The 25,655-nt window shown below is 65.6% G+C and carries 26 protein-coding genes and 1 tRNA gene; 17 read left to right on the top strand and 10 right to left on the bottom strand.

The window, feature by feature from the left end:
• Positions 1–26: 26 nt before the first annotated feature.
• Together BRSPCE3_RS23585 and BRSPCE3_RS23590 are read right to left on the bottom strand one after the other, a co-directional pair.
• The gene (locus BRSPCE3_RS23585; RefSeq protein WP_244068690.1) at positions 27–533 is read right to left on the bottom strand and encodes a GNAT family N-acetyltransferase; all 507 of its coding nucleotides are present in this window, start codon (positions 531–533) and stop codon (positions 27–29) included.
• A gap of 99 nt (positions 534–632) precedes the next feature.
• A tRNA-Ser gene (locus tag BRSPCE3_RS23590) sits at positions 633–722 on the bottom strand.
• 211 nt (positions 723–933) lie between these two features.
• Here BRSPCE3_RS23590 and BRSPCE3_RS23595 point away from each other — a divergent pair.
• Positions 934–1,797 (top strand): alpha/beta fold hydrolase, encoded by an 864-nt coding sequence (locus tag BRSPCE3_RS23595; protein WP_244068691.1) that lies wholly within the window; start codon positions 934–936, stop codon positions 1,795–1,797.
• Positions 1,798–2,168: 371 nt separating this feature from the next.
• On the opposite strand, the gene BRSPCE3_RS23600 is transcribed toward BRSPCE3_RS23595, so the two are convergent.
• Positions 2,169–3,326: an ROK family protein gene (locus tag BRSPCE3_RS23600; RefSeq protein WP_244068692.1), complete on the bottom strand. Its 1,158-nt coding sequence runs from the start codon at positions 3,324–3,326 to the stop codon at positions 2,169–2,171.
• Positions 3,327–3,449: 123 nt separating this feature from the next.
• Complete coding sequence (locus BRSPCE3_RS23605; RefSeq protein WP_244068693.1) at positions 3,450–4,253, bottom strand: SDR family oxidoreductase; 804 nt, start codon at positions 4,251–4,253, stop codon at positions 3,450–3,452.
• Positions 4,254–4,378: 125 nt separating this feature from the next.
• On the opposite strand from BRSPCE3_RS23605, the gene BRSPCE3_RS23610 reads away from it, so the two are divergent.
• From BRSPCE3_RS23610 to BRSPCE3_RS23625, 4 genes are all read left to right on the top strand, one after another.
• On the top strand, positions 4,379–5,329 hold the full coding sequence (locus BRSPCE3_RS23610; RefSeq protein WP_244068694.1) for a GlxA family transcriptional regulator: 951 nt from the start codon (positions 4,379–4,381) through the stop codon (positions 5,327–5,329).
• A gap of 256 nt (positions 5,330–5,585) precedes the next feature.
• Positions 5,586–6,059, top strand: coding sequence for a 50S ribosomal protein L21 (gene rplU / locus BRSPCE3_RS23615; protein WP_244068695.1), 474 nt, complete (start codon positions 5,586–5,588; stop codon positions 6,057–6,059).
• Between the two features lie 102 nt (positions 6,060–6,161).
• A complete protein-coding gene (rpmA, locus tag BRSPCE3_RS23620) occupies positions 6,162–6,431 on the top strand; it encodes a 50S ribosomal protein L27 (RefSeq protein ID WP_024583287.1) in 270 nt (89 codons plus the stop codon).
• A gap of 169 nt (positions 6,432–6,600) precedes the next feature.
• Positions 6,601–7,197, top strand: coding sequence for a GNAT family N-acetyltransferase (locus tag BRSPCE3_RS23625; protein ID WP_244068696.1), 597 nt, complete (start codon positions 6,601–6,603; stop codon positions 7,195–7,197).
• A 180-nt stretch (positions 7,198–7,377) separates the two neighbouring features.
• Here BRSPCE3_RS23625 and BRSPCE3_RS23630 read toward each other — a convergent pair whose 3' ends face one another.
• A complete protein-coding gene (locus BRSPCE3_RS23630; protein ID WP_244068697.1) occupies positions 7,378–8,292 on the bottom strand; it encodes a DMT family transporter in 915 nt (304 codons plus the stop codon).
• A 165-nt stretch (positions 8,293–8,457) separates the two neighbouring features.
• Between BRSPCE3_RS23630 and BRSPCE3_RS23635 the strand changes: the two genes are divergently transcribed.
• From BRSPCE3_RS23635 to BRSPCE3_RS23690, 12 genes are all read left to right on the top strand, one after another.
• Positions 8,458–8,937 carry a MaoC family dehydratase gene (locus BRSPCE3_RS23635; RefSeq protein WP_244068698.1) on the top strand — a complete coding sequence of 160 codons (480 nt, stop codon included), beginning with the start codon at positions 8,458–8,460 and terminating at the stop codon, positions 8,935–8,937.
• Positions 8,938–9,038: 101 nt separating this feature from the next.
• On the top strand, positions 9,039–10,088 hold the full coding sequence (obgE, locus tag BRSPCE3_RS23640; RefSeq protein WP_244068699.1) for a GTPase ObgE: 1,050 nt from the start codon (positions 9,039–9,041) through the stop codon (positions 10,086–10,088).
• A gap of 69 nt (positions 10,089–10,157) precedes the next feature.
• The gene (gene proB, locus BRSPCE3_RS23645; protein WP_244068700.1) at positions 10,158–11,300 is read left to right on the top strand and encodes a glutamate 5-kinase; all 1,143 of its coding nucleotides are present in this window, start codon (positions 10,158–10,160) and stop codon (positions 11,298–11,300) included.
• 123 nt (positions 11,301–11,423) lie between these two features.
• Positions 11,424–12,716 carry a glutamate-5-semialdehyde dehydrogenase gene (locus tag BRSPCE3_RS23650; protein ID WP_244068701.1) on the top strand — a complete coding sequence of 431 codons (1,293 nt, stop codon included), beginning with the start codon at positions 11,424–11,426 and terminating at the stop codon, positions 12,714–12,716.
• A gap of 45 nt (positions 12,717–12,761) precedes the next feature.
• Positions 12,762–13,385, top strand: coding sequence for a nicotinate-nucleotide adenylyltransferase (locus tag BRSPCE3_RS23655; protein ID WP_283843167.1), 624 nt, complete (start codon positions 12,762–12,764; stop codon positions 13,383–13,385).
• 186 nt (positions 13,386–13,571) lie between these two features.
• Positions 13,572–13,940, top strand: coding sequence for a ribosome silencing factor (gene rsfS / locus BRSPCE3_RS23660; RefSeq protein WP_016847840.1), 369 nt, complete (start codon positions 13,572–13,574; stop codon positions 13,938–13,940).
• A 50-nt stretch (positions 13,941–13,990) separates the two neighbouring features.
• The gene (rlmH, locus tag BRSPCE3_RS23665; protein WP_244068702.1) at positions 13,991–14,473 is read left to right on the top strand and encodes a 23S rRNA (pseudouridine(1915)-N(3))-methyltransferase RlmH; all 483 of its coding nucleotides are present in this window, start codon (positions 13,991–13,993) and stop codon (positions 14,471–14,473) included.
• A gap of 41 nt (positions 14,474–14,514) precedes the next feature.
• Positions 14,515–15,903, top strand: coding sequence for a murein hydrolase activator EnvC (locus tag BRSPCE3_RS23670; RefSeq protein WP_244068703.1), 1,389 nt, complete (start codon positions 14,515–14,517; stop codon positions 15,901–15,903).
• The gene (locus BRSPCE3_RS23675; RefSeq protein ID WP_244068704.1) at positions 15,900–17,276 is read left to right on the top strand and encodes a S41 family peptidase; all 1,377 of its coding nucleotides are present in this window, start codon (positions 15,900–15,902) and stop codon (positions 17,274–17,276) included. The genes BRSPCE3_RS23670 and BRSPCE3_RS23675 overlap by 4 nt, the downstream gene beginning before the upstream one ends.
• Before the next feature lie 149 nt (positions 17,277–17,425).
• Positions 17,426–18,640: a divergent polysaccharide deacetylase family protein gene (locus tag BRSPCE3_RS23680; RefSeq protein WP_244068705.1), complete on the top strand. Its 1,215-nt coding sequence runs from the start codon at positions 17,426–17,428 to the stop codon at positions 18,638–18,640.
• 83 nt (positions 18,641–18,723) lie between these two features.
• The gene (locus BRSPCE3_RS23685) at positions 18,724–19,227 is read left to right on the top strand and encodes an RNA pyrophosphohydrolase (RefSeq protein ID WP_244068706.1); all 504 of its coding nucleotides are present in this window, start codon (positions 18,724–18,726) and stop codon (positions 19,225–19,227) included.
• 39 nt (positions 19,228–19,266) lie between these two features.
• Positions 19,267–19,767, top strand: a complete 501-nt coding sequence (locus tag BRSPCE3_RS23690) for an RNA pyrophosphohydrolase (protein WP_244068707.1) — start codon at positions 19,267–19,269, stop codon at positions 19,765–19,767.
• On the opposite strand, the gene BRSPCE3_RS23695 is transcribed toward BRSPCE3_RS23690, so the two are convergent.
• The 5 genes from BRSPCE3_RS23695 to BRSPCE3_RS23715 form a co-directional block, all read right to left on the bottom strand.
• Positions 19,725–20,708 (bottom strand): AraC family transcriptional regulator, encoded by a 984-nt coding sequence (locus BRSPCE3_RS23695; protein WP_244068708.1) that lies wholly within the window; start codon positions 20,706–20,708, stop codon positions 19,725–19,727. The two genes, BRSPCE3_RS23690 and BRSPCE3_RS23695, sit on opposite strands and share 43 nt — an antisense overlap.
• Positions 20,709–20,909: 201 nt before the next feature.
• A complete protein-coding gene (locus tag BRSPCE3_RS23700) occupies positions 20,910–22,574 on the bottom strand; it encodes an adenylate/guanylate cyclase domain-containing protein (protein ID WP_244068709.1) in 1,665 nt (554 codons plus the stop codon).
• A gap of 200 nt (positions 22,575–22,774) precedes the next feature.
• Positions 22,775–23,182, bottom strand: coding sequence for a F0F1 ATP synthase subunit epsilon (locus tag BRSPCE3_RS23705; RefSeq protein WP_244068710.1), 408 nt, complete (start codon positions 23,180–23,182; stop codon positions 22,775–22,777).
• Between the two features lie 99 nt (positions 23,183–23,281).
• A complete protein-coding gene (atpD, locus tag BRSPCE3_RS23710) occupies positions 23,282–24,724 on the bottom strand; it encodes a F0F1 ATP synthase subunit beta (RefSeq protein WP_244068711.1) in 1,443 nt (480 codons plus the stop codon).
• Between the two features lie 25 nt (positions 24,725–24,749).
• Positions 24,750–25,628, bottom strand: coding sequence for a F0F1 ATP synthase subunit gamma (locus BRSPCE3_RS23715; protein WP_244068712.1), 879 nt, complete (start codon positions 25,626–25,628; stop codon positions 24,750–24,752).
• Positions 25,629–25,655: the final 27 nt, after the last annotated feature.

Below are 25,655 nucleotides of genomic sequence, written 5' to 3' on the forward strand. Positions count from 1 at the left end.
TGACCGCGCGCCTCACGCGTCCCCGCTCAGCGCGGCCGATAGCGATAGACGAGATCGTCCGGGTCGGCCCGCGGCGCTGACGGGTCGAGCACGCCGCCCAATCGCTTCGCCACCGCGGCCGACATGGCATTGTCGGGCGCCATGTAGCTGACGAGCGAGGGCAGCTTCAGCGTCGCAAAGGCCCAGTCGCGCAAGGCAAGCGCGGCTTCGGTGGCGTAGCCGTGTCCCTCGTGTCCGTCATAGAGCAGCCAGCCGAGCTCCTGCTCCGGAAACAGCGGCCCATGGTTGATGCCGACCTGGCCGACGCACTGCTCCGTCGCGGTGAGCTCGATCATCAGCGCGCCATGACCGAACAAGCGCCAGCACGCCAAGTCGTGGCAGAACATCCCCCACGCCGCGCGCAGATCGAACGGCCCGCCCATGCCGGCGGACCGGGGCGAGACCAGGAACGCATGATAGGCGGCAAAATCCTCGACAACCTGCGCACGAAGCGTCAGGCGATCAGTCGTGATCGTTGGAATGTCGGGGGTCATCGGCCGGTCGTCACGTGATGCGGACCGGGTCGCGGCCAGCCGCGTTCTCCTGGTCCGGAGCAGCCGGATGGCTCTGGCGGGCTTGGAACTGATTGAGGGTGGCGGAGAGGGGGGGATTCGAACCCCCGATAGGCTTGCACCTATGCCGCATTTCGAGTGCGGTACAATCAACCACTCTGCCACCTCTCCAGCGGCCCAGGTGATTTGCACCACCCGCGGTCGGGCGTGTTCTAGGCGAGGATGGCGGGACAGACAAGGCGCTGCAATAATATTTCCGTCGCTGGGGCCGCGCCCCAGCGAGGCACCGGGTAGCGCAAGAAAACGCACGGAAACAAAGCGCTAGCGGGACGGTTCTGGTTCGACCGGCGTGCGGGCGAAGCAAAATGAGCAGGAGCGGCCCATGGACCATGTGACGATTCGAGCCAACGGCGCGGCGTTCCACGTCGCGCGGACCGGCAACGGCCCGCCGCTGCTGCTGTTGCACGGCTGGCCGGAGTTCTGGCTGACCTGGAAGCCCGTCATGGCCCGCCTCGCCGACCGCTACAGCCTGATCGCGCCCGACCTGCGCGGCTTCGGCGACAGCGACAAGCCGCTGGGCTCCTTCGGCCCCGATCAACATACCGACGACATGCTGGCGCTGCTGGACGCACTCGGCATCGAGAAGGCCGGCGTGGTCGGCCACGACGTCGGCGGCGCCGTGATGCAGCCGCTCGCCCGCAAGGCGCCGGAGCGCATCGCCGGATTGTTTTTCTTCGATTTCGTCTATCCCGGCATTGGCCCGCGGATGGCCGCGCCCGACCGGCTCAATCACATCTGGTACCAGTCGTTCCACCAGATGGAGATGGCGCCCGCGCTGGTCGGCGCCAGCAGAGAGAGCTGCCGGATTTATATCGGCCATTTCCTGCACGACTGGACCCACCGCAAGGCCGCGTTCGACGACGTGATCGAGGATTTCGCCGACAACTTCTTCAAGCCCGGCAACCTCGCCGGCGGCTTCGCGCATTATCGCGCGTCACATGCGGGGCGCGTGAAGATGATGCAGGGCGAGGCGCCGGCGCTGCCGCCGATCACCGTGCCGACCTGCATCCGCTGGGCCGAGCACGACCCGCTGTTTCCCTATGCCTGGACCGACCGGCTGGGCGAGACCTTCTCGAACCTGGATCTGAAGATGTTTCCCGATGTCGGGCATTTCCCGCATCGCGAGGACCCCGACCACGCGGCCGCCGAGATCGCCGGCTTCTTCAGGCGGATCAATTGGAAGTAGAAAATGGTGGGACCGCCAGGACGCGACAAAAACTGGCGGTCCCGTGCCGCTTTTCAATATTGCTGGCCGGGAAGTGCGGCTTCGCCGGTCGGCGGGAGCGACACGGTTCACGGTAGCGGCCGGAGCCCAAACGGCAACGCGAAGCCGATCTTAACCTAACCGATCAACCTTACCGCGCGTAATCCGGCGCTGCGCCTGCTTACCTCCCCTTGAAAAGGGGAGAGGGAAGAGAGACCCGTAGCCCGGATGGAGCGCAGCGAAATCCGGGACAGCATCGCCGCGCCAAGACCGCCCCCGGATTGCGCTTCGCTTCATCCGGGCTACAGGTTAACCGATCAACCTTACCGCACGATCGCCCGAACACGTCGGGCTCAGGCGTCGGCCTTCCTGGCTTTTTTGGCCTTTTTCTCGTCCTTGTCGCCGTCGTCGTCCTTGGCCTTTTTCTCGGCCTTCTTGTCGTCCTTGCCGTTGTCCTTCTTGCGGTTGGTGTAGCGGGCATTGCCAAGCCCGGTGCCGATCGTCAGCACGCCCCAGCGTGCGACATCCTGCATGAACGGGACCTCGGCCAGTCCCTGCGCCACGCCGTCATTGTGCATCACGATCGCGGTATCATGGTCGCCGATCTGCGGAATCGCCTCGACCAGGCTCGCCGGCAGGTTGAATTTGCTGCTCTCCCAATTGCCGGGCAGGTTCTGCGCGCCCTTCTCGATCGAGCCGTCCTCCTTGATGACGCCAGGACAGGCGATCCCGATGAACGGCGCGAGCCTGAGATTGTCCTTCTCGGCGGCGGCGATCAGATCCTTCAGCAACTTCACCAGCCGCTTCACCGCGCCCTCGCGGGTCGGCTCGTCATCGGCGTGACGCCACAGCTCCGATTTCCAGACCGCTGCCTTGGACAGATCGGGCGCCTTCTTCCAGCGCGTCTCGACGATGCCGCAGCGGATATTGGTGCCGCCGATATCGACCGCGAGCACGCCGTCATGGGCCTCGAAGATCCACGACGGCGCCAGATGCAGCGTGCCGATCAGCCCGGCATCATCAGGGTGAAAGCGGATCGGCACCATGTCGACCTTGAAATCCTCCGCCTTCAGGATGATGTCGGTGCGCGCGATCGCGAGCTCGCCGAGCCTGGAGTCGCGGAAGCCACCGCCGACCACGATGCGCTCGGTCTTGGCCCAGGCCTTGGTGTTGAGGAAGCGCCGCGTCACATAGGCGAGCTCCTGGGCAAACTCCTCGATCGCGCTGTGCACGACCGCGGAGGCCTCGGTGTCGTCGCCGACCAGCATCTCATCGAGCTTCTTCTTGCTGATCTTGTCCGACGGCTCGTCGCCGAACGGATCCTCGCCGGATTTGCGCAGCGGCTTGCGCCAACGGTCGAAGATCTTGCGGAACGCGCCCTTGGAGGCGCGATCGCCGAGAAAACCCTCGTCGTCCTTCAACTCGATGTTGAAGCTGTCGATGTCGACAGATGGCAGCCGCGCAGCACCGTGGTGCGCGATGCCCGTGGTCAGTCCAGCGTCTTCAGCCATTCGTCGTTGCCCTGCCCACTTGAGATTCCCCGTACTAACGACGCGGAACCCAAATGGTTGCTTCCCGCGCCGCGGCGCTGGGGCCGGGCGCGGGAAACAGTTTCGCGAAGAGCTCGAATGGCCTCAGGCGGCCTTCACGCCGTAGCGCGCCGCGGGCTTGCTGCGCGACAGGTTCGGTATCAGCTTCTGGCGGGCCGCCTCGTAGGCCTGCCAATCGGCGGCCTCCGGCAGCGACGGCACGGTGAAGACCTCGCCCTGGTCAAAACCGGCCAGCGCAGCGTCCACCATGTCCTCCGCCTTCATCACGATCTCGCCGGGCAGATGCGCGACCGGCGTGCCGGCGATGTCCCAGAACTCGGTGGCCGTGGCGCCCGGCAGCACGGCCTGAACGCGAATGTTCTTGTCCTTCAGCTCGTGCTGCAGCGAGTGGGTCAGCGCCAGCACGAAGGCCTTGCTGCCTCCGTAAACGCCGTTGAGCAGTTCGGGCTGCACGCCGACGACCGAGGCGATGTTGATGATGGTGCCGCCGCCGCGCGTAACCAGCCCCGGCACCGCCGCGTAGGTCAGGCGCATCAGCGCGTCGACATTGAGCGCGATCATGTCGCTCATCTTGTCGATATCGGATGCGAGCAGCGGCGCGGTGGCACCGACACCGGCGTTGTTCACCAGCACACTGATGCCGGCGTTGCTGCGCAGAATGGACTCGATCCGCGACACGTCCGCGCGCTTGGTGAGGTCGGCGGCAACGATCTCGATCGATCGGCCTGTCTCCGCGGCAATACGCTTGGCGAGCCCATCGAGGCGCTCGCGGTTACGTGCGACGAGGATCAGATCGTAGCCACGCCGTGCGAGCCGGTCCGCATAGATGGCACCGATTCCGGACGACGCACCGGTAACGAGCGCCGTTCCTTTGGCTGACTTGGTCATGTTGGTCTCCTGTTTGACCTTGGACGGCCGATTTTGGCCGCAGGTCAGGTTCTACAGGCCCCCTTGCATGTCTCAAATGTCATATATACACCTTTTTAGGACACAAGTTGCCGTCGGAGGGTTCCATGCAGGAGATCGGCTTCGTCGTCTTCCCGGAGTTCCAGGTGATGGGCTTCACCGCCATCACCGCCTTCGAAGTCGCCAATTTGATCGCGGGCCAGCGCTTCTATGAGGTCACGCTGCTGTCGGAGGATGGCGGCCCGGTGCGGTCATCCGCCGGCTTCAATGTCGAAACCGAAGCCTTTGGCGAGCGCAGCTTCGACACGCTGTTCATCGGCGCCGGCCACGACCTTTATCCGGCATCGGCGAAGTTGATCGCCTACATGCGCCGCGCCATGACGACATCGCAGCGGATCGCCGCGCCCTGCATCGGCGCCTTCTCGCTGGCCGAAGCCGGCCTGCTCGACGGCCGGCGCGTCTCCACGCATTGGCAATTCGCCCCGGAATTGCAGGCGCGATTCCCCGGGCTCAAGGTCGAGCAGGACCGCATCTACATCGTCGACGGGCCGATCTGGACCTCGGCCGGCATGACCGCGACGATCGATCTGGCGCTGGCGATGGTCGAGCATGACCTCGGCGTCGAGGTCGCACGGTCAGTGGCGCGCAAGCTCGTGGTCTATCACCGCCGCACCGGCGGACAGTCGCAATTCTCCGCGCTGCTCGAGCTCGACCCGAAATCCGACCGCATCCAGAACGCCCTGCACTACGCCAAGGCCCATCTGCGCAACGAGCTCTCGGTCGAGCAATTGGCCGAGGTGGCGCGGCTCAGCCCGCGCCAGTTCAGCCGCGCCTTCCGCGCCGAGACCGGCCAGTCGCCGGCCAAGGCGATCGAGCAGCTCCGGGTCGAGGCCGCGCGCGAACTGATCGGCGACGGCCGCCATTCGATGGACGAAATTGCCGGCGAGACCGGCTTTGCCGACCGCGAACGGATGCGGCGGGCCTTCCTGCGGGTGCTGGGCCAGCCGCCGCAGAGCATCCGCCGGCACGCCCGGGCCGCCGCGCAAACCGCGGCCTGACGCCGAAACCGGGACCAAAACCGCGCCAAACCCTTCATTTTTGGCCGGTTTTTGCCCTGCTTTACCTTGACTCTCGGTCGATTGCGGCTATAAGTCCGCCCATCCGGCGCGGGGATTTCTCGCGCCGATCGTTTTTGTGCGATCCAGTTTGGGAATTCATTCCCTTCGCACGAGACACATAACCCATAGCGACTGAACAAAAAGCCGACCCGGGCTATTCGTCCGAGGCCGGAACCGAACACGAAGGAATCAAACGATGTTCGCAGTCATCAAAACCGGCGGCCGGCAATACCGCGTCGTTCCGAATGATGTACTCGAGATTGGCAAGATCGCCGGCGATGTCGGCACGATCGTGCAGCTAGGCGAAGTTCTGGTGCTCGGCGGTGACACGCCGGTGCTGGGAACGCCCACCGTGGCAGGCGCCACCGTTGCGGCCGAAGTGCTGCAGCACAAGCGCGGCGCCAAGGTGATCGCGTTCAAGAAGCGTCGCCGCAAGAATTCACGCCGCAAGCGCGGCTATCGCGACGAGCTCACGGTGCTTCGCATCACCGAGATCCTCGCCGATAACGCCAAGCCGACCATCGGCCCGCGGCCGAAGAAGGAAAAGGTCGTCGCAGCGCCCGCCGAGGATGGCGAGGACGCAGCGCCGAAGGCGGCCAAGAAGAAGGCGCCCGCAAAGGCGCCGGCCGCGAAAAAGGCTCCGGCCAAGAAGGCCGCTGCCAAGGCTTAAGAAGAAGTGATCGTCGCGCTTCATGATGTGAAGCGTGACAAAATGTGAAATGATTCCGTCAAGGAATTGATCTAGAGATCAAAGCGAAGTCGGAGACGAGCTATGGCTCATAAAAAAGCAGGCGGTTCATCGCGCAACGGACGTGATTCCAAGGGCAAGCGCCTTGGCATCAAGGCGTTCGGTGGCGAGCGCGTGATCCCCGGAAACATCATCGCGCGTCAGCGCGGCACCACCTGGCATCCCGGCCTTAATGTAGGCATGGGCACCGACCATACTCTCTTCGCCAAGGTCGAGGGTCATGTCGAGTTCCGTGCCAAAGCCAATGGCCGCACATTCATCTCGGTTATTCCGATGGCAGAGGCGGCCGAGTAGACGGTGGACATACATGAGTCCGCCGGGTCCTGTTGAACCGGCGGAGTCGCAAAGGGCTCCAAGGGGAGGCGGGATGACCGGCCTCCCCTTTTTGTTGCGCGCGATCCGCTTCGACCGCGCGTGACGTTCCAAGCGTTGCGTACCGATTGTCGCATCACAGGAGCTCGACATGTTGCAGGATATCCCGACGCCGACCTTGCGCGAGGCAAGAGCTTGCGTCCTCGAGACCGAACGGCTGACATTGCGCAAGCCGACGCTCGCGGACGTAAAAGCAATCGCACGCCTCGCCAATGATCGCCGCATCGCGGAGAACACCCGCCGCCTGCCGCATCCCTATACCCAGGACGACGCCATCGACTTCGTGCGCGCACTCGGCGCCGGCGGCCGCGAGACCGTTTTCCTGATCGAGAACAACCACACGCCGATTGGCATGGTCGGCGTCGACTGGCGCGAGGAGACATCGGCCGAGCTCGGCTACTGGCTCGGCGTCGACCATTGGGGCCAGGGTTTCGGCACCGAGGCCGCGCGCGCGGTGATCGATTACTTCTTCGAGGAGTTCGATCTCGACCAGCTGATCGCCGGCGCCCGCGTCGTCAACCCGTCGTCGCGCAACATCCTCGAGAAGTGCGGCTTCCAGTGGAGCGGCGTCGAGCTGCACCGCTTCGAGGCGCTGGGCTCATCGAGCCCGGTCGACGCCTTCCGCCTGTCGCGCGGCGTCTGGGCCTCGCTGAAGAGCTGGAACAACTCGACGAGGCGGGAGAGCTGAGGGTTCTGATCTTCACCCTCCCCTGGAGGGGGAGGGTCGGATCACATTGAGCGCAGCGAAATGTGAGACGGGGTGGGGTGATCTCTCAACTCGGGCACTGTTGGATGTGGAGAGACCTTCACCCCACCCCGCCGCTCATTGCATTCGCGTCGACCCTCCCCCTCCAGGGGAGGGTAAGAATCAGGCCGGCGGATTGACCGAGGTCTCCGTACGTCCGAGCTGCTGCTCGCGCACGAAGATGTAGAGGCCGGCCGCGATGATGATGGCGGCGCCGACGATCGTGGCCCAGGACGGCACGTCGCCGAACACCACGAATCCGAAGATCACCGCCCAGACGATCATCGAATATTGGTACGGCACCACCACGCTGGCCGGCGCGAGTTTCAGCGAACGGTTGACGCAGAGCAGCGCCGCGACCGAGATGATGCCGGCGGTGAAGAACAGCACGAGGCTGCCGGCTGTCGGCGTCACCCAGCCGATCGGCGAGAGCACCGCGCCGAGGACGAACGTGCCGCCGAACTGCGTCGTCGCCAGCACGATATCGGGTGTCGCGCGCAGCGAGCGGGTGATCAGCATCAGCACCGCAAACGACAGGCTGCCGCCGAGCGCGATCATCGCCGGCCAGCTGATGGTCTGCGCCGACGGCCGCAGCGCGATCAGCACGCCGCAGAAGCCGACCAGGATCGCGGTCCAGCGCCGCCAGCCGATATGCTCGCCGAGCACGAGGCCCGACATCGCGGTGACGAAGATCGGCCCGGCCAGATAGTAGGTGATGACGTCGGCGAGCGGCAGATAAACCGTTGCCAGGAAGAACGCCGCGACCTCCAGCGTCGACAGCGTGACCCGCAGCAATTGCAGCCACGGCCGCTCCAGATGCAGGAAATCCGCGCGCCGCTGCCACACGATCGGCAGCAGCACGAGCAGCGCCGCGCAGGCGCGCAGCCACAGCAATTGCCCGACCGAATAGGTGGCGACGATGAATTTGCCCATCGCATCGCCGAACGAGAACATGAAGATCGACAGCAGCATCAAACCGATGCCGGCGAGCCGCGCCGATCGATCGTCGTAGGAGGACAGTTTTGCGAACAGGCTCATGGTCGTCTTGTTGTCGCCGCCTCTGAATCGGGCGGTGCTGTCGCCGGTTTTACCGGCGTGGCCGCGCAGGACAACCCCGGCGTGGGCATATCGACCCAATTGTCGCAGTCGGGCGCCTGCGCTACCGGTAGCTCGGCATTCAAGAAGCAGAGCAGGAAACGCCGCATGAGCGAATTCGACCCCACCCAGCATCGCATGGTCCCCGCGCAGCGCTGGTTCGAGGATTTCGTGCTCGGCGAGCGCTTCGTGATCCCGAGCCGGACCCAGACCTCGGCGGTGTTCGCCGCGTTCCAGGCCGCGAGCGGCGACACCCATCCGATCCATTACGACGTCGAATATTGCCGCACCCGCGGCATGCCTGACCTGCTCGCCCACGGCTTCCAGACCCTGGTGCACACCGCGCCCGGCGCCGGGTTGTTTCCCTATGTCGTCGAGGAGTCGCTGGTCGGCTTCCTGGAACAGTCGAGCAAGTTCCTCAAGCCGGTCTATGCCGGCGATACCATCTACCCCGCGCTGGAGGTGATCGAGCTCGCGCCGGGCCGGACCACGGGCGTCGTGACCTTGCGCTCGACCGTGCACAACCAGCGGCGCGAGCTGGTGCTGGAAGGCATGCAGAAATTCCTGGTCCGAAGGCGACCGAACTAGCCTCAAGGGCCGTAAAAAGGCCCGAAAATTAAGGCTCTTCGCCGAAGTCAGGGCCTTTCCGGGTTGCCGCCGCGGCCCCCCTGCCCTAACTAGTACGCATCATGAAATTCCTCGATGAAGCCAAGGTCTATATTCGCTCGGGCGACGGCGGCAACGGCTGCGTCGCGTTCCGGCGCGAGAAGTTCATCGAGTTCGGCGGTCCCTCCGGCGGCAATGGCGGGCGCGGCGGCGACGTCATCATCGAGTCCGTCGACGGACTGAACACGCTGATCGACTACCGCTATCAGCAGCACTTCAAGGCGCAGAAGGGCACCAATGGCATGGGCAAGGACCGCCATGGCGCCAACGGCAAGCCGATCGTGCTGAAAGTGCCGGTCGGCACCCAGGTGTTCGACGAGGACCGCGAGACGCTGCTGCACGACTTCACCGAGCTCGGCGAGAAATTCGTGCTGGCTGAAGGCGGCAATGGCGGTTTCGGCAACGCGCATTTCAAATCCTCCACCAACCGCGCACCGCGCAACGCCAATCCCGGCGCGCCGGGCGAGGAGCGCTGGATCTGGCTGCGGCTGAAGCTGATCGCCGATGCCGGCCTGGTCGGCCTGCCCAACGCCGGCAAATCGACCTTCCTGTCGGTGGTCAGCGCGGCACGGCCGAAGATCGCCGACTATCCGTTCACGACGCTGCATCCGCAGCTCGGCGTGGTGAATTACGGCGGCCGCGAATTTGTGCTGGCCGACATCCCCGGGCTGATCGAAGGCGCGCATGAAGGCGCCGGCCTCGGCGATCGTTTTCTGGGCCATGTCGAGCGTTGCCGCGTGCTGCTGCATCTGGTCGATGCGACCTGCGAACATGCCGGCAAGGCCTACAAGACGGTGCGCACCGAGCTCGAGGCCTATGAGGGCCAGCTCGCCGACAAGATCGAGATCGTCGCGCTCAACAAGATCGACGCGGTAGAGCCGGACGAACTGAAGAAGCAGAAGGACCGCCTCAAGCGGGCGGCGAAGAAGACCCCGCTGTTGCTGTCAGGTGCGACCGGCGAAGGCGTGCCGGAGGCATTGCGCGCGCTGGTCGAGGTGATCGGTGAAGCACCGGTGTCGAACAAGGCCAAGGCTCAGTCGGAACCGTGGGCGACGCCGCTGCCGCAGAGCTGACGGCACAGTTCGACTTTCCAGGCCACCTCGTGGCGCCTCCTGCTTCCACCTTCCTGCCAGACCGAACCCATGAAACGCCCCGCGCTCAAGAACTTTCGCCGCATCGTCGTCAAGGTCGGCTCGTCGCTGCTGGTCGACTCGCAAGCCGGCGAGGTACGCGCATCCTGGCTCGCCGCGTTGGTCGACGACATCGCCAAGCTTCACAAGCGCGGCTGCGAGGTCATGGTGGTGTCGTCGGGCTCGATCGCGCTCGGCCGCAGCCGCCTGAAGCTGCCGCGCGGGCCGCTGAAGCTCGAGGAGAGCCAGGCAGCCGCCGCGGTCGGCCAGATCGCGCTGGCGCGGATCTGGTCGGAGGTGCTCGGCCATCACGGCATCGGCGCCGGGCAGATCCTGGTGACCTTGCAGGATACCGAGGAGCGCCGCCGCTATCTCAATGCGCGCTCGACCATCGCCAAGCTGCTGGAATGGGGCGCGGTGCCCGTGATCAACGAGAACGACACCGTCGCCACGACAGAGATCCGCTACGGCGACAATGATCGCCTCGCCGCCCGCGTCGCCACCATGGCGAGCGCGGATCTTCTGATCCTGCTGTCCGATATCGACGGCCTCTATACTGCGCCGCCCGCGGTCGATCCCGATGCCAAGCTGATCCCGGTGGTGGAAAGCATCACCTCCGAGATCGAGGGCATGGCGGGCTCGGCCGGGTCCGAACTGTCGCGCGGCGGCATGACCACCAAGATCGAGGCCGCGAAGATCGCGACCACCGCCGGCACCCACATGCTGATCGCCTCCGGCAAGATCGAGCATCCGCTGCAGGCGATCGCCGACGGCGGCCGCTGCACCTGGTTCCTGACCCCGGCCAATCCGGTCACCGCGCGCAAGCGCTGGATCGCGGGCTCGCTGGAGCCGAAGGGCACGCTGACCATCGATGCCGGCGCCGTGGCCGCGCTGCGCGCCGGCAAGAGCCTGCTGCCGGCCGGCGTCGTCAGGGTCGACGGCCAGTTCGCCCGCGGCGATGCCGTCGTGGTGCGCGGCCCCGACACCCATGAGATCGGCCGCGGCCTGGTCGCCTACGACGCCGAGAATGCCGAGAAGATCAAGGGCCGCTCCTCGCCCGACGTGATGGCCATTCTGGGTATCAGCGGCCGCTCCGAGATGATCCACCGCGACGACCTCGTGATCGGCCCGGCCGGGGCGATCCCGCCGAAATAGGCCATTGGATAGGCCATTGGCCGAGCGGGGCGGCCCGCCGCCCACCTGCCATGCCGGTTCCGCGCCTCGCCACCCCTCAATTGCCATGCTAGAACATGGCCTTAGTCCAAAGCTGGTAGTTTCATGAGCGCCCCCCTGAAGGCGATCGACGGCAACGCCGATCTCACTGTCCTGATGACCGACCTCGCCGCCAAGGCGCGAGCCGCTGCGCGTGTGCTGGCGCTGGCGCCGCCGGAGCAGAAGAACCGGGCGCTTGCCGCGATCGAACGCGCGATCCGCAGCCATGCACCGGCGATCCTCGCCGCCAATGCCGAGGACGTCGCCGAGGCGCGCGCGGGCGGCATGACCGCGGCCTTCGTCGACCGCCTGACACTGACGCAGGCGCGCGTCGACGGCATGGCCGATGGCGTCGCCACCGTGCGCGAGATCATCGATCCGGTCGGCGCCGTCACCGAGAGCTGGCAGCGGCCGAACGGCATGACCATCGAGCGCGTCCGGGTGCCGCTCGGCGTCATCGGCGTGATCTTCGAAAGCCGCCCCAACGTTGCCGCCGACGCCGGCGTGCTGTGCCTGAAATCCGGCAACGCCGTGATCCTGCGCGGCGGCTCCGACAGCTTCCGCTCCTGCCGCGCGATCCATGAGTGCCTGGTGCAGGGCCTGCGCGAAGCCGGCCTGCCCGAGGCCGCGATCACGCTGGTGCCGACCCGCGACCGCGCCGCCGTCGGCCTGATGCTGACCGGATTGAACGGCGGCATCGACGTGATCGTGCCGCGCGGCGGCAAGAGCCTGGTCGCACGCGTCGAGGCGGAGGCGCGCGTGCCGGTGTTCGCGCATCTCGAAGGCGTCAACCACATCTACGTCGATGCCAGTGCGAAGCTCGACATGGCCAAGTCGGTGGTGCTGAACGCCAAGATGCGCCGTCCCGGGGTCTGCGGCGCCGTCGAGACCCTGCTGATTGATCGCACCGCGGCCGCGACCAAGCTGAAGCCGCTGGTCGAGCTGCTGCTCGATGCCGGTTGCGAGGTACGCGGCGACGACATCGTGCAAGGCGCCGACGCCAGGGTGAAGCCCGCGTCCGACGAGGACTGGAACACCGAATACGAAGACGCGATCATCTCGGCGAAGATCGTCGACGGCCTCGATGCAGCAATTACGCATATTCACAATCACGGCTCGCATCACACCGATGCGATCGTGACCGAGGATTCCGCTGCCGCGCAGCGATTCCTCAACGAGGTCGACTCGGCGATCGTGCTGCACAACGCCTCGACTCAATTCGCCGACGGCGGCGAGTTCGGCTTCGGCGCGGAGATCGGAATTGCCACCGGCAAATTCCACGCCCGCGGACCTGTCGGCGCCGAGCAGCTGACGAGCTTCAAATACCGCGTCCACGGCACCGGGCAGACACGGCCGTGATCATTGTCGCACGCGCACGGTAGACCCTTGCAGCAAGCATCCACCGTGCCGCACTCCGCAGCCCAGGCGCTTCCGTTCTACACCAACGGCATGCGCATCGGGCTGCTCGGCGGTTCGTTCAACCCGCCGCACGCCGCGCATCGCGCCATCAGCCAGTTCGCGCTCAAGCGATTGCAGCTCGACCGCGTGTGGTGGCTGCTGACGCCGGGCAATCCGCTGAAGAACCACGACGGCCTGCATGCGCTCAAAGAGCGCGCCGCCGCCGCGCGCCGCGTTGCCGACGACCCGCGGATCGACATCTCCTGTCTCGAAGCTGTCATTGGCACGCGGTACACTGTCGACACGATCATCCACTTGCGCCGTCGTGTCTCCGGCGTGCACTTTGTCTGGATCATGGGCGCTGACAATCTCGCGCAATTTCATCGCTGGAAAGATTGGCGGCGCATCGCGTCCGATGTGCCGATTGCCGTGATCGACCGACCGCCCCAGAGTTTCCGCGCCCTCGCCGCACCGGCGGCGCAGGCACTCGCGCGCTATCGCATGCCCGAAAATCAGGCGATCCGGCTGGCCGACCAACAGGCGCCGGCCTGGGTCTTCCTGACAGGAATGAAATCCAATTTGTCTTCGACCGGACTGCGGAACCCGGACGGGAGCTGGAGAACGGCGTGAGGCGCAAAAGGGTTACTGGAATATTGAAACCATTAACCCCACATGCGTAGAATGGTGCGTGGGGCCGAGGATTCGGCACCCGCGATACAGTGAAAGGAATGGTCCCTGGCCACATCTGTATTGTCAAAGTCTGTTTTACCCAAGGTTCCAAAGACTGCGCGTAAAACATCGACGAAAACCGCGGCCTTGCAGGCGCAACCGGACGCCGACAAACCGGATGCCAACAAGACGCTGAGCCTGATCCTCTCCCGCCTCGAGGACATGAAGGCGGAAGAGACGGTCACCATCGACCTTCGGGGCAAATCCGCATATTCCGACTACATGATCGTCACCACCGGCCGGGTGAACCGGCACGTTGGCGCGATCGCGGAAAATGTGACGAAGAGCCTCAAGGAAAACGGGGTCAAGAACATCCACGTCGAGGGCTTGCCCAATTGCGACTGGGTGCTGATCGATTCCGGCGAGGTGATCGTGCACGTGTTCAGGCCTGAGGTGCGCGAGTTCTACAATCTCGAACGGTTGTGGACTCAGAACCCGGCGGTCGCGGCGGTCTAAGGGGTATCGAAGCCGATGCGAATCGGCTGCAGCGCATATAGCTTGCGCTGATGCGCCTTGTCGTCATCTGCATCGGCCGCCTGAAACAGGGCCCTGAACGGGAGCTCGCCGAGCGTTACCGCGAGCGCTTCGAGGATATCGGCCGCAAGCTCGGATTTCGCGGCCTCGACGTCCATGAGATCGCGGAGAGCCGCGCGCGCGACACGGGAGCGCGGATCGCCGAAGAGGCTGCTTCGATCTCGGCACTATTGCCCGACAAGCACGCGCTGGTCGCGCTCGACGAACGCGGCAAGAGCATCGACAGCGCAAGCTTCGCCCAGCAGCTCGGCCGCTGGCGCGACGAGGGAACAGCGCATACTGTCTTCGTGATCGGCGGCGCCGACGGACTTTCGCCTGAATTGCAGCGCAAGGCTTCGTTGCGTATTGCATTCGGCTCCGCGACCTGGCCGCACCAAATGGTCCGCGTCATGCTTCTGGAACAGATTTATCGGGCCGCGACCATTTTGGCCGGCCATCCCTATCATCGCGTCTGAGATGCGGTGACGGACAGTCGAAAGCGCCAAGCGCCAAGCGAATGCAGCACAAGCGGGACATAGCATCGTATCTCGGCACCGCGCGCCGCGGCTGGTTGCCGGCGTCGCTGTCGATCGCGATGTTCGCCGCCGCTCCGCTGGCCGCATTGCATGCGCAAGCGACACCACCCGCACAACAGCCCGCGCCGCCGGCACAGCAGGCCGCGACCGCGGAGACATCGCCCGACGCCATCAAGCAGCGCGAGCAGGAGCTGGAGGCCGCGCGCGAACAGCAGCGCAAGGCGACCGAGCTGCAGGAGAAGCTGAAGGCCGACATCGCCACGATCGGCCAGGACCGCAGCAAGCTCAATCAGCAGCTGATCGACATTGCCGGCCAGGTGCGCGGCGTCGAAACCCGGATCGCCGACGCCGAAGCACGGCTGCAGACGCTCGACGGCCGCGAGCGCGAGATCCGCAGCTCGCTCGATTCACGCCGCTCCGAAGTGATCGAGGTGCTGGCAGCGTTGCAGCGCGCCGGCCGGCGCACCCCGCCGGCGCTCCTGGTGCGGCCCGAGGATGCGCTGCAATCGCTGCGCACCGCGATGCTGCTCGGCGCCGTGGTGCCGGAATTGCGCGTCCGTGCCGAGAAGCTTGCCGCCGATCTCGGCGAGCTGGTCGCGCTGCGCAAGACCATCTCGACCGAGCGCGACGCGCTGGCGGCCGACCGCGACAAGCTGAGGGAAGACCAGACCCGGCTGGCCGCACTGGTCGACGAACGGCAGCGGCAGCAGAGCGCGGCCGAGAAGGACATGGAAGCGGAAGGCGCCCGCGCCATCGCGCTGTCGAAGCAGGCCGCCGATCTGCAAGGCCTGATCGCCAAGATGGAGCAGGACCTCAAGAGCGCCGCCAAGGCCGCCGCCACGGCAAGCCTCCAGGGGGCTCCCGCGACGGTTAACGGCAAGCCTAATCTGGGGGCCCTGAAGGACCCGGCCCGGATGAGCCCGGCGGTCGCCTTCGCCTCGGCCAAGGGCCTGTTCTCCTACCCCGTGAATGGCACCAAGATTCGCGAGTTTGGCGGTTCCGACGGCGCGGGGGGCGTACAAAAAGGCATTTCTTTGGCGGCCAAACCGGGCGCGCAGGTCACAACCCCGTGTGACGGCTGGGTTGTTTACGCTGGTCCTTTCCGCAGCTATGGACAACTCTTGATCCTCAATGCCGGGGGCGGGTATCATGTCCTGATCGCCGGGATGGAGCGTATTTCGGTAAACATCGGCCAGTTTGTACTTACGGGGGAGCCGGTTGCGACCATGGGGTCGACGTCCCAAGTTGCATCCATTCTCGCGACCAATGCGAGCCAGCCAGTGCTCTATGTCGAGTTCCGGAAAGACGGCACTCCAATCGATCCAGGTCCATGGTGGGCCGCAAATGAAGGCGAAAAGGTTCGCGGATGATGCGCAAGACTTCGGTAATTCTCCTTAGCGCCGCCACCGGCGCGGCCCTGACGCTTTTCGTCACGCAGCCCCGCGCGGTGCTGATGGGATCGAGCGCGCGCGCCGCGACGTCGGACACCTACCGCCAGCTCAATCTGTTCGGCGACGTCTTCGAGCGCGTGCGCAGCGACTATGTCGAGAAGCCGGATGACTCGAAGCTGGTCGAATCCGCGATCTCGGGCATGCTGTCCGGCCTCGACCCGCATTCGAGCTACATGGATGCCAAGAGCTTCCGCGACATGCAGGTGCAGACCCGCGGCGAGTTCGGCGGCCTCGGCATCGAGGTCACGATGGAAGACGGCCTGATCAAGGTGGTCTCGCCGATCGACGATACCCCGGCCTCGAAGGCCGGCATCATGGCCAACGACATCATCACCAATCTCGACGACGAGGCCGTGCAGGGCCTGACCCTGAACCAGGCGGTCGAGAAGATGCGCGGTCCGGTCAACACCAAGATCAAACTCAAGATCATCCGCAAGGGCCAGGACAATCCGATCGACGTCACGCTGGTGCGCGACAACATCCGCGTCCGCTCGGTGCGTGCGCGCGTCGAAGCCGACGACATCGCCTATATCCGCATCACCACCTTCAACGAGCAGACCACCGAAGGCCTGAAGAAGGAAGTTGCCAATCTGCAGGGCCAGATCGGCGACAAGCTGAAGGGCTACATCATCGACCTCCGCAACAACCCCGGCGGCCTGCTCGAGGAAGCGGTCACGGTTTCCGACTCCTTCCTGGAGCGCGGCGAGATCGTCTCGACCCGCGGCCGCAACGCCGAGGAAACCCAGCGCCGTGCCGCCCATCCGGGCGACCTGACCAAAGGCAAGCCGGTCATCGTGCTGATCAACGGCGGCTCGGCCTCGGCCTCCGAAATCGTCGCCGGCGCGCTGCAGGACCACAAGCGGGCGACGCTGGTCGGCACCCGCTCGTTCGGCAAGGGCTCGGTGCAGACCATCATCCCGCTCGGCTCGGGCAACGGCGCGCTGCGCCTGACCACCGCGCGCTATTACACGCCGTCGGGCAAGTCGATCCAGGCCAAGGGCATCGTGCCCGATATCGAGGTGCTGCAGGACGTGCCGGAAGAGCTGAAGGCGCGCACCGACACCAAGGGCGAAGCTTCGCTGCGCGGCCATCTGAAGAACGATGGCGACGAGAAGACCGGCTCGCAGTCCTACGTCCCGCCGGACGCCAAGGACGACAAGGCACTGAAGATGGCCGACGACCTCCTGCACGGCATCAAGTCGACCTCGAACGCCACGCCGGCACCGGCCGCCGACAAAGCGCCCGGCGACAAGGCCGCCGCCGACAAGCCGGCCAACAAGTCCGCGAACTGATCCAATCCAATCGATTCGGAGAAAGGGCGGCCCTCGGGCCGCCCTTTCTGCTTTCGGCGTCCACCCGTAACCGTGCTTTGACGGGGCGGCCGGCGCGCGGGAATGCACCGCATCGTGCTATCGTTCGCGCTGTTGATTCGGGGAGGGTCATGGCAGAAGCGGCCGACGAACTGAGCACGCCGCTTGGGCAGCAGACCGTGGGCAGGACGCGCCGTTTCCGCCTGCCGTTCACGGCGATGCAGGCGCTCGCCGTGCTGCTGGGCCTCGTGCTGGTCGGCTTTGCCGGCGTCGTGCTGTTCAACGACAACCCGCTCGGCGGCGAACCGATCGCCCGGATCACGCTGCGCAACGCCCCGCCTGCAGCCACCGATGAGAAGCACGCCCCGGCCGGCCAGCCGGCTGAGCCGGCGGTCAAATCCGCCGCCAAGGCGCCGGCCGCAGCCGGCGACGCCAAAACCGTCACCATCATCGACGGCTCCAGCGGCAAGCGCCAGGACGTCGTGATCGGCGCCGGCGATCCCGCCGAAAAGACAATGGATGGCGATGCGGCCCCGCTCGCAATGGCCGGGATCGACCCGCGCCTGCTGGAAAAGTCCCGCTACGGCATGATCCCCGTGGTCGCCGACGGCCTGAAGCCGTTCACGGTCTATGCGGCCGAGGCCGACCGCGCCAAGGCGGCCCGGATGCCGGTGATCGCCATCGTGGTCGGCGGCCTCGGCGTCGGCGCCGCCAAGACCACTGACGCCATCATGAAGCTGCCGCCGGCCGTGACGCTGGCCTTCACGCCGTATGGCGCCGACCCCGGCAAGCTCGCGGAACGCGCCAGGGGCCAGCGCCACGAGATCATGCTGCAGATCCCGATGGAGCCGTTCGACTATCCGGACAACGATCCGGGCCCGCAGACCCTGCTGACCACGTTGAGCAGCGAGCAGAACCTCGACCGGCTCTATTGGCACCTCAGCCGCCTGCAGGGCTATGCCGGGATCGCCAACTTCATGGGGGCCCGCTTCGTCGCCACCGATCCGGTGATGCAACCCATCGTCCGCGAAGCGGCCAAGCGCGGCCTGAGCTGGTTCGACGACGGTTCCACCCCGCGCAGCGTCGCGCAGAGCCTCTCCGCGGGGCAGTCGCTGCCGTTCGCCAGGGCCGATTTCGCCATCGACGCGGTGCCGACCTCTGCGGAGATCGACCGCGCGCTGGTCAAGCTGGAAACCATCGCCAAGGAACGCGGCACCGCGGTGGGGGTCGCCTCGGCGCTGCCGGTCTCGATCGAACGGCTCGGCGCCTGGCTCAAGACACTGGACTCCAAGGGCATCATGCTTGTGCCATTGACAACGGCGATGCTGAAATCAAAATCGGGCTAAAGATTCAATCCGTTGGTGCAGCTTGAGACCTTGCCGGGGGGCCGGGTCGGGCGGCACCAGAAAATGTGCGAGGTAGCGGCAGCATGGCACGTTATGAAGACCTGCCCTATCGAACCTGCGTCGGCATCATGCTGCTGAATACCGCGGGGCTGGTTTTCATCGGACGCCGCGCGGGTGGCATCGAGCATGTCGACGACGCGCATGTCTGGCAGATGCCGCAAGGCGGCGTCGATCCCGGCGAGGATACATTCCAGGCCGCCCGCCGCGAGCTCTATGAAGAGACCAGCATCAAGTCGGTGGAGAAGCTCGGCGAGGTCTCGGACTGGCTGATCTATGACATCCCGCGCACCGTCGCCGGCCGTGCCTGGAAGGGCCGCTATCGCGGCCAGCGGCAAAAGTGGTTCGCGCTGCGCTTCACCGGCAACGAGAACGAGATCAACGTCGCCCACCCCGGCGGCGGCCACAAGGCCGAGTTCGTCACCTGGCGCTGGGAGCCGATGAAGAATCTGCCGGAGCTGATTGTGCCGTTCAAGCGTCCGGTCTATGAGCGCGTCGTGAAGGAATTCGCCGGTCTCGCGGCCACATAAGCGGCCCGACGACCGGCCACGCACGACGCACGTATCAGGATGTCATCAGATAAGCCCTATCGCCCCAATGTGGGCATCGCGCTGTTCAACGCCGACGGCCGCGTGCTGATCGGTCACCGCATCAAGGACGACGGTCCGGAGATCGTGTTGCCCGGCCTCGAATGGCAGATGCCGCAGGGCGGCATCGACGAAGGCGAGGACCCGCGCCAGGCCGTGATGCGCGAATTGTGGGAAGAGACCGGTGCGGTCAACGCCGACTATCTCGGCGAGACCGACTGGATGACCTACGAATTCCCGGCCTATGACGGACCGGCATCACACCGGCTGGCCAAATTCCGTGGCCAGCGCCAGAAATGGTTTGCGCTGCGCTTTACCGGACGTGACGACGAGATCGATCCGTTGACGCCGCGCAACGGACAGCCCGCCGAATTCGATCGATGGCGCTGGGAGCGCCTCGATCGCGTCGCCGAGCTCGTGGTGCCGTTCCGCCGCGAGGTCTATCGCGCGGTTGCGACCCGGTTCGCCGAATTCGCCGGCTGAACGCGCCGCGCATCGCCCGGCGTCATGCCATAGGTCGTGCGGAACACGCGATAGAAGGTCGCGATGCTGTCGAAGCCGCAGGAGAATGCGATCTCGTCGATGCCGCGATCCTGCATCGAGGAGAGCAGCCGCTTCGCCTCCTTCAACCTTGCTGCCGTCAGCGTCCGCGCCAACGACAGGCCGGTCGGCTCGAACAGAGCATGCAATTGCCGCAGCGAGATGCCGAGCTCGACGGCGACCGCGGCCGGCGTGAGCGAGGCGCGATGCAGATCGCGCAGCAGAATTTCGCGCGCGGCATGCAGATAGCCGGCATGCAGCGCCGCGCGGATCTCATCCTGGCGCGGCCGCAAGCGTCCCCGCGCAAGCAGCGCCAGGCGCACCATATGCGTGACCTCGCCGGCGAACTGCCCGGCCTGCGTCGGATCGCGCGTCAAGGAGCGGAACATGGCGCCGACCAGCCGGGTCAGGCTCGCATCACGCGCCAGCGCGACCGGCGGCGCATCCTCGATTCGCGCGCCGAGCACGAGCTCGCTGGTGACCGGGATCTTGAGGCTGAAGAAATGAAAACCGTCGGTCCGCTCGGGCGTCGAGAAAAACGGCAGGTTGGAGTGGCCGAACACCAGATCTCCGTTGTGCACGTAATGAACGCGATCGCGACCGATGTTCAGGTGGCCGGGGCCGCGCACCTGCCAGGCGAGTTGCAGGCTGTTGCTCGGGACGCGCGCGATGTCGGATGACGTCCGGCTGACGCGGTAGGAGGATGCCGACATCTCCGCCAGCACGGCGTCACCGACCGGCGTCGCGGAAAAGCGCCCGCGAAATTCAGGTCGCTTGTCACGATCGAGCTCGATCGTGACCCCGAACAGGCTTTTGCCGCGGACGTCGCACCAATGCTCAAAGCGGTCCTGCGGGCGGAGAGCATCGGTCGAGAAAGTCAGCACTGGTTATTGTCCATTACGTCGAGGTGAAATCGCGATGCGGCTGGCCGGTTCGTCATCACGCCGCAGCTTGTCATGTGCGCATGATCCCTGCTGTAAGCTGCCTCACAATTTCCGGATCGTATCCTTGTTTGAACATGCTCTGCACAAATGTCTTCGCGTTTGGCGCACGGAAAACTGCTTCGCGCACGTCCGGATCATGCGCTAGTTCGGGCTGACCGTGAACGGACCGATCGCGATGACGTGGCAATCGCTGTCGCGCTTGCCGCAGTCGGCGAGCGCCGCGTTGACCGCGCCCTGCTCGTTCTCCGCTTTCAACCCCAATCCCGGCCGCCCCTGCGTCCCGACCGCGACCGCGTTCCAGCCTGCCGTCGCATCGGCAAGCTTGCGCACCACATCGCCCCGCTCGCCCGGCGCGATCACCGAACTGTCCGCGGCCTTGAAGAAGCCGGCGACGCGCAACGTGGCCGGGATCGGCACCACGAAGACGTCGTCGACCGCGACGATCGTGCAGGGCACGCCCGCGACCGCGCCGCAGGCCTGCAGGTTGCGCCGCGCCGATTCCTCGAGCGAATCGATCCCCGCGTTGAAGAAGTAGTGACCGCCCGGACCGAGCGCGATGGTGCGCGTCTTGCGCCCCGGCACGAACAGGCTTTCAAGCCGTGCCCTGGCCGCCTCGCGCAGCAGCGGGACGTCCCTGGTGGCGTACGGCTTCTCGACCAGCACGTCGCGCTTGACCCACGGCAAGGGCGGCACCGGAGGCAGGCCATGGGCATACACGACGGCGTTGCCGACGGCGTAAAGTTCGCACTTGCGCGGCGAGCCGGCATTGTCGGCGCGCTTCTGGCACAGATCGAGTGCGGCGGTCTTCGCCGCGTCCTCACTCGGCTGCGCCACGCTCCATCCGACGAAGCCGTTGATGTTGAGGGCCACCGCCTTGGAATCGCCCGCGGGCAGATATTCGGTCGCGAGCACGCTGCGGGTGCGGTCGCTGACGAACGGAACGATATCGGCGGCAAGCCTGTCGCCTGGAGCGATCGACGGCGGCGACGGAGCTGCCGGCGTGGCCAGCTGCGGCGGCGGCACGGGCTTGGCTGCCGGCGCAGTCACCGCTGATGGCGACGGTGCGACCAATGGCGCCGGTGAAGCCGATACCAGCGGCGTGGATGCCGGAGCGGAGCTTGCCACGGCAGTGGGCTTCGTCGCCGAGGTTTCCAGCTTGGTGTAATAGAGGAAGCCGCCGACGCCGATCGCGGCCAGCAGCACCAAAGTGATGGCCGCGGGCCACATCCAGGCCGGCGCAGCCGCGACCTTTACCGGCTTCTTGAGCTGCGGCGTCGCGTAGCTGCCGTCCTCGCGCCGCATCGCCACCATGTAGGCGTGCACCGGGGTCGGGATGTTCTTCACTTCCTGCGCGCCGATGTCGGCGAACTGCACCGACAGCTTGTTGGCGACCTGTTCATGCACCGCGCGCGACACGCAGATGCCGCCGACCTCGGCGAGGCCTTCGAGCCTTGCTGCGATATTGACGCCGTCGCCGAGCAGATCGCCGTCGCGCTCGACCACGTCGCCGATGGTGATGCCGATGCGGAACGCCATCTGCCGGCTCGGCGGATAGGCCATGTTGCGGGTACGCAGGCTTTCCTGGATGTCGATCGCGCAACGCACCGCTTCGACGGCGCTGGGAAATTCCGCAAGCACCGCGTCACCCGCGGTGTTGAAGATGCGGCCCCCGCACTTTGCAATGAAATCGTCGGTGACCTGCCGGTAGGAAGCGAGCCGCCGCAGCGTCTCCTCCTCGTCCTCGGCAACCAATCGACTATAGCCTGCAATATCGGCCGCAAAGATCGCTGCGATCTTGCGCTTCATGAGCACCAGCCCCGGAACCCAAATATGCCGGGGAGAATGCCGCCAGACGGTTCCGGGCGCAACAAGCATTCAACGCCCGCCGCGGTCCGGCGAGCGTTGAATTGTTCAAGTCCTGGTAGCTGAAGCAGAGAGTGTGAGCGATTTCACAAAGCCGCGCCCGACTTGAGCGCCGTGGCGCGATCGCTGGTCGCAACCGCGCCTTAGTGCATGGCGGTCGCGTTGAGCTCGTGCTGGATGCCCTTGAAGTGGTCGAGCCGCTCGATCGCGTGGTCGAGCTCGGAGCCCTCCTTCTCGGCGAGCTTCTCCTGCATCTCGTTGATCGTCTCGGCGAACTTCGCACGATCGAGATCCGCAATCGCAGTCGCGACGTCGGCGAGCACGGTGAGGCCCTTGTCCGACACTTCGGCGAGACCGCCGAGCACGATCACCTTCTCGCGCTTGCCGGCGGCCGTGATGGTCAGGATGCCCGGACGAACCGTGGCGACGACCGGCGCGTGGCCGGCGAGCACACCGAAGTCACCCTCCACGCCGGGGACGTCGACCTGATCGACCTCGCCGGAGAAGGCGAGCTTTTCGGGAGAGACGAGATCGAAGTGGAAGGTGGCCATGGAAAACCTGCGACGACTAGTGAGTAGCGAATAGCTGATGGCGATGGAGGGAGGAGTGCGCGAATATCTATTCGCTACTCCCTATCGCCATTCGCTTGCTTAGGCCGCTTCGGCGGCGAGCTTCTTGCCCTTCTCGACGGCTTCTTCGATGGTGCCGACCATGTAGAACGCCGCTTCCGGCAGATGGTCGTACTTGCCCTGGCACAGATCGCGGAAGCCCTTCACGGTGTCGGCCAAGTCGACGAACTTGCCCGGCGAGCCGGTGAAGATTTCGGCCACGTGGAACGGCTGCGACAGGAACTTCTCGACCTTGCGGGCGCGAGCCACCGTCAGCTTGTCCTCTTCCGACAGTTCGTCCATGCCGAGAATGGCGATGATGTCCTGCAGCGACTTGTAGCGCTGGAGGATCTGCTGGACCATACGCGCGGTGTTGTAGTGCTCTTCACCGACCACCAGCGCGGACAGCATGCGCGAGGTCGAGTCGAGCGGGTCCACCGCCGGGTAGATGCCCTTTTCCGAGATCGCGCGCGACAGCACCGTGGTGGCGTCCAAGTGCGCGAACGAGGTGGCGGGCGCCGGGTCGGTCAAGTCGTCGGCCGGCACGTAGATCGCCTGCACCGAGGTGATCGAACCCTTCTGGGTGGTGGTGATGCGCTCCTGCAGCGCGCCCATGTCGGTCGCGAGCGTCGGCTGATAACCCACGGCCGAAGGAATACGGCCGAGCAGCGCCGACACTTCAGAACCCGCCTGGGTGAAGCGGAAGATGTTGTCGACGAAGAACAGCACGTCCTGGCCCTGGTCGCGGAAGTGCTCGGCAACCGTCAGACCGGTCAGACCGACGCGGGCGCGGGCGCCCGGCGGCTCGTTCATCTGGCCGAACACCAGCGCGCACTTCGACTTCACGCTCGGATCCGGATTGTGCGGATCGGCGTTGACCTTGGATTCGATGAACTCGTGATAGAGGTCGTTACCCTCGCGGGTGCGCTCGCCGACGCCTGCGAACACCGAGTAACCGCCATGCGCCTTCGCGACGTTGTTGATCAGCTCCTGGATCAGCACGGTCTTGCCGACGCCGGCGCCGCCGAACAGGCCGATCTTGCCGCCCTTCGCATACGGAGCGAGCAGGTCGACGACCTTGATGCCGGTGACGAGAATTTCCGCTTCCGTCGACTGGTCGGTATAGCTCGGCGCTTCCTGATGGATGGCGCGCAGGCCTTCGGACTTGATCGGGCCGGCTTCGTCGATCGGCTCGCCGATGACGTTGATGATGCGGCCGAGCGTGCCTTCGCCGACCGGCACCCGGATCGGTTCGCCGGTGTCGGTGACTTCCTGGCCGCGCACCAGGCCTTCGGTGATGTCCATCGCGATGGTACGGACGGTCGATTCACCGAGATGCTGGGCGACTTCGAGCACCAGGCGGTTGCCGCCGTTCTTGGTCTCGAGCGCGTTCAGAATCGCCGGAAGGTGGCCTTCGAACTGCACGTCGACCACGGCGCCCGTGACCTGGGTAACGCGACCGATCTGGTTGGCTGCTGTAGCCATGGACTGTTCTCCTTCGAAATCTGCCTTAGACCGCCTCAGCGCCGGAGATGATCTCGATCAGCTCCTTCGTGATCTGGGCCTGACGGGTTCTGTTGTAAATCAGGGTTTGCTTGCGAATCATCTCGCCGGCATTGCGGGTCGCGCTGTCCATCGCGCTCATCTGCGCGCCATAGAACGAGGCGTTGTTCTCGAGCAGCGCGCGGAAGATCTGCACCGCGAGGTTGCGCGGCAGCAGGCTGCCGAGGATCTGGTCCTCTTCCGGCTCGTATTCGTAGGAGGTCGCGGGCGCCGCGCTGGCGGCGGGCGCAGCCACTTCGAGTGGAATGATCTGCTGCGCGGTCGGGATCTGCGCGATCACCGACTGGAAGCGCGAATAGAACAGCGTGCAGACATCGAATTCGCCGGCCTCGAACCGCGCCAGCACCTTGTTGGCGATGTCCTCGGCATTGACGAAGCCGATCTGCCGCACCGAACGCAGGTCGAGGTGCTCGACGATCCGCTTCTCGAACGTCCGCCGCAGCTGCTCGTAGCCCTTGCGGCCGACGCAGAAGAACTTGACTTCCTTGCCCTGCGCCAGCAGCGCGGTCGCCCGCTCGCGCGCCAGGCGCACGATGGCGGAGTTGAAAGCGCCGGACAGGCCGCGCTCGCCGGTGCAGACCAGCAGCAGGTGCACCTGGTCGTTGCCGGTGCCCGCGAGCAGCGCCGGCGCGCCGGGCGTGCCATTGGCCGCGGCGGCGATGTTGGAAATCACCGCATCCATCTTGGTGGCATAGGGCCGCGCCGCTTCGGCGGCGTTCTGCGCACGGCGCAGCTTGGAAGCTGCGACCATCTGCATGGCCTTGGTGATCTTCTGCGTCGCCTTGGTCGAGGCGATGCGGACCCGCATGTCTTTTAGTGACGCCATTCTTCGTTCACCCCGGCGATCCGACCA

It is taken from the genome of Bradyrhizobium sp. Ce-3, from assembly GCF_022835695.1.
GTDB lineage: Bacteria > Pseudomonadota > Alphaproteobacteria > Rhizobiales > Xanthobacteraceae > Bradyrhizobium.

What these genes read in the sequence shown, in the direction of transcription:
- BRSPCE3_RS23585 (WP_244068690.1), bottom strand. Translation starts at nt 533, where the DNA reads ATGACCCCCGACATTCCAACGATCACGACTGATCGCCTGACGCTTCGT.
- BRSPCE3_RS23595 (WP_244068691.1), top strand. Translation starts at nt 934, where the DNA reads ATGGACCATGTGACGATTCGAGCCAACGGCGCGGCGTTCCACGTCGCG.
- BRSPCE3_RS23600 (WP_244068692.1), bottom strand. Translation starts at nt 3,326, where the DNA reads ATGGCTGAAGACGCTGGACTGACCACGGGCATCGCGCACCACGGTGCT.
- BRSPCE3_RS23605 (WP_244068693.1), bottom strand. Translation starts at nt 4,253, where the DNA reads ATGACCAAGTCAGCCAAAGGAACGGCGCTCGTTACCGGTGCGTCGTCC.
- BRSPCE3_RS23610 (WP_244068694.1), top strand. Translation starts at nt 4,379, where the DNA reads ATGCAGGAGATCGGCTTCGTCGTCTTCCCGGAGTTCCAGGTGATGGGC.
- rplU (WP_244068695.1), top strand. Translation starts at nt 5,586, where the DNA reads ATGTTCGCAGTCATCAAAACCGGCGGCCGGCAATACCGCGTCGTTCCG.
- rpmA (WP_024583287.1), top strand. Translation starts at nt 6,162, where the DNA reads ATGGCTCATAAAAAAGCAGGCGGTTCATCGCGCAACGGACGTGATTCC.
- BRSPCE3_RS23625 (WP_244068696.1), top strand. Translation starts at nt 6,601, where the DNA reads ATGTTGCAGGATATCCCGACGCCGACCTTGCGCGAGGCAAGAGCTTGC.
- BRSPCE3_RS23630 (WP_244068697.1), bottom strand. Translation starts at nt 8,292, where the DNA reads ATGAGCCTGTTCGCAAAACTGTCCTCCTACGACGATCGATCGGCGCGG.
- BRSPCE3_RS23635 (WP_244068698.1), top strand. Translation starts at nt 8,458, where the DNA reads ATGAGCGAATTCGACCCCACCCAGCATCGCATGGTCCCCGCGCAGCGC.
- obgE (WP_244068699.1), top strand. Translation starts at nt 9,039, where the DNA reads ATGAAATTCCTCGATGAAGCCAAGGTCTATATTCGCTCGGGCGACGGC.
- proB (WP_244068700.1), top strand. Translation starts at nt 10,158, where the DNA reads ATGAAACGCCCCGCGCTCAAGAACTTTCGCCGCATCGTCGTCAAGGTC.
- BRSPCE3_RS23650 (WP_244068701.1), top strand. Translation starts at nt 11,424, where the DNA reads ATGAGCGCCCCCCTGAAGGCGATCGACGGCAACGCCGATCTCACTGTC.
- rlmH (WP_244068702.1), top strand. Translation starts at nt 13,991, where the DNA reads ATGCGCCTTGTCGTCATCTGCATCGGCCGCCTGAAACAGGGCCCTGAA.
- BRSPCE3_RS23670 (WP_244068703.1), top strand. Translation starts at nt 14,515, where the DNA reads ATGCAGCACAAGCGGGACATAGCATCGTATCTCGGCACCGCGCGCCGC.
- BRSPCE3_RS23675 (WP_244068704.1), top strand. Translation starts at nt 15,900, where the DNA reads ATGATGCGCAAGACTTCGGTAATTCTCCTTAGCGCCGCCACCGGCGCG.
- BRSPCE3_RS23680 (WP_244068705.1), top strand. Translation starts at nt 17,426, where the DNA reads ATGGCAGAAGCGGCCGACGAACTGAGCACGCCGCTTGGGCAGCAGACC.
- BRSPCE3_RS23685 (WP_244068706.1), top strand. Translation starts at nt 18,724, where the DNA reads ATGGCACGTTATGAAGACCTGCCCTATCGAACCTGCGTCGGCATCATG.
- BRSPCE3_RS23690 (WP_244068707.1), top strand. Translation starts at nt 19,267, where the DNA reads ATGTCATCAGATAAGCCCTATCGCCCCAATGTGGGCATCGCGCTGTTC.
- BRSPCE3_RS23700 (WP_244068709.1), bottom strand. Translation starts at nt 22,574, where the DNA reads ATGAAGCGCAAGATCGCAGCGATCTTTGCGGCCGATATTGCAGGCTAT.
- BRSPCE3_RS23705 (WP_244068710.1), bottom strand. Translation starts at nt 23,182, where the DNA reads ATGGCCACCTTCCACTTCGATCTCGTCTCTCCCGAAAAGCTCGCCTTC.
- atpD (WP_244068711.1), bottom strand. Translation starts at nt 24,724, where the DNA reads ATGGCTACAGCAGCCAACCAGATCGGTCGCGTTACCCAGGTCACGGGC.
- BRSPCE3_RS23715 (WP_244068712.1), bottom strand. Translation starts at nt 25,628, where the DNA reads ATGGCGTCACTAAAAGACATGCGGGTCCGCATCGCCTCGACCAAGGCG.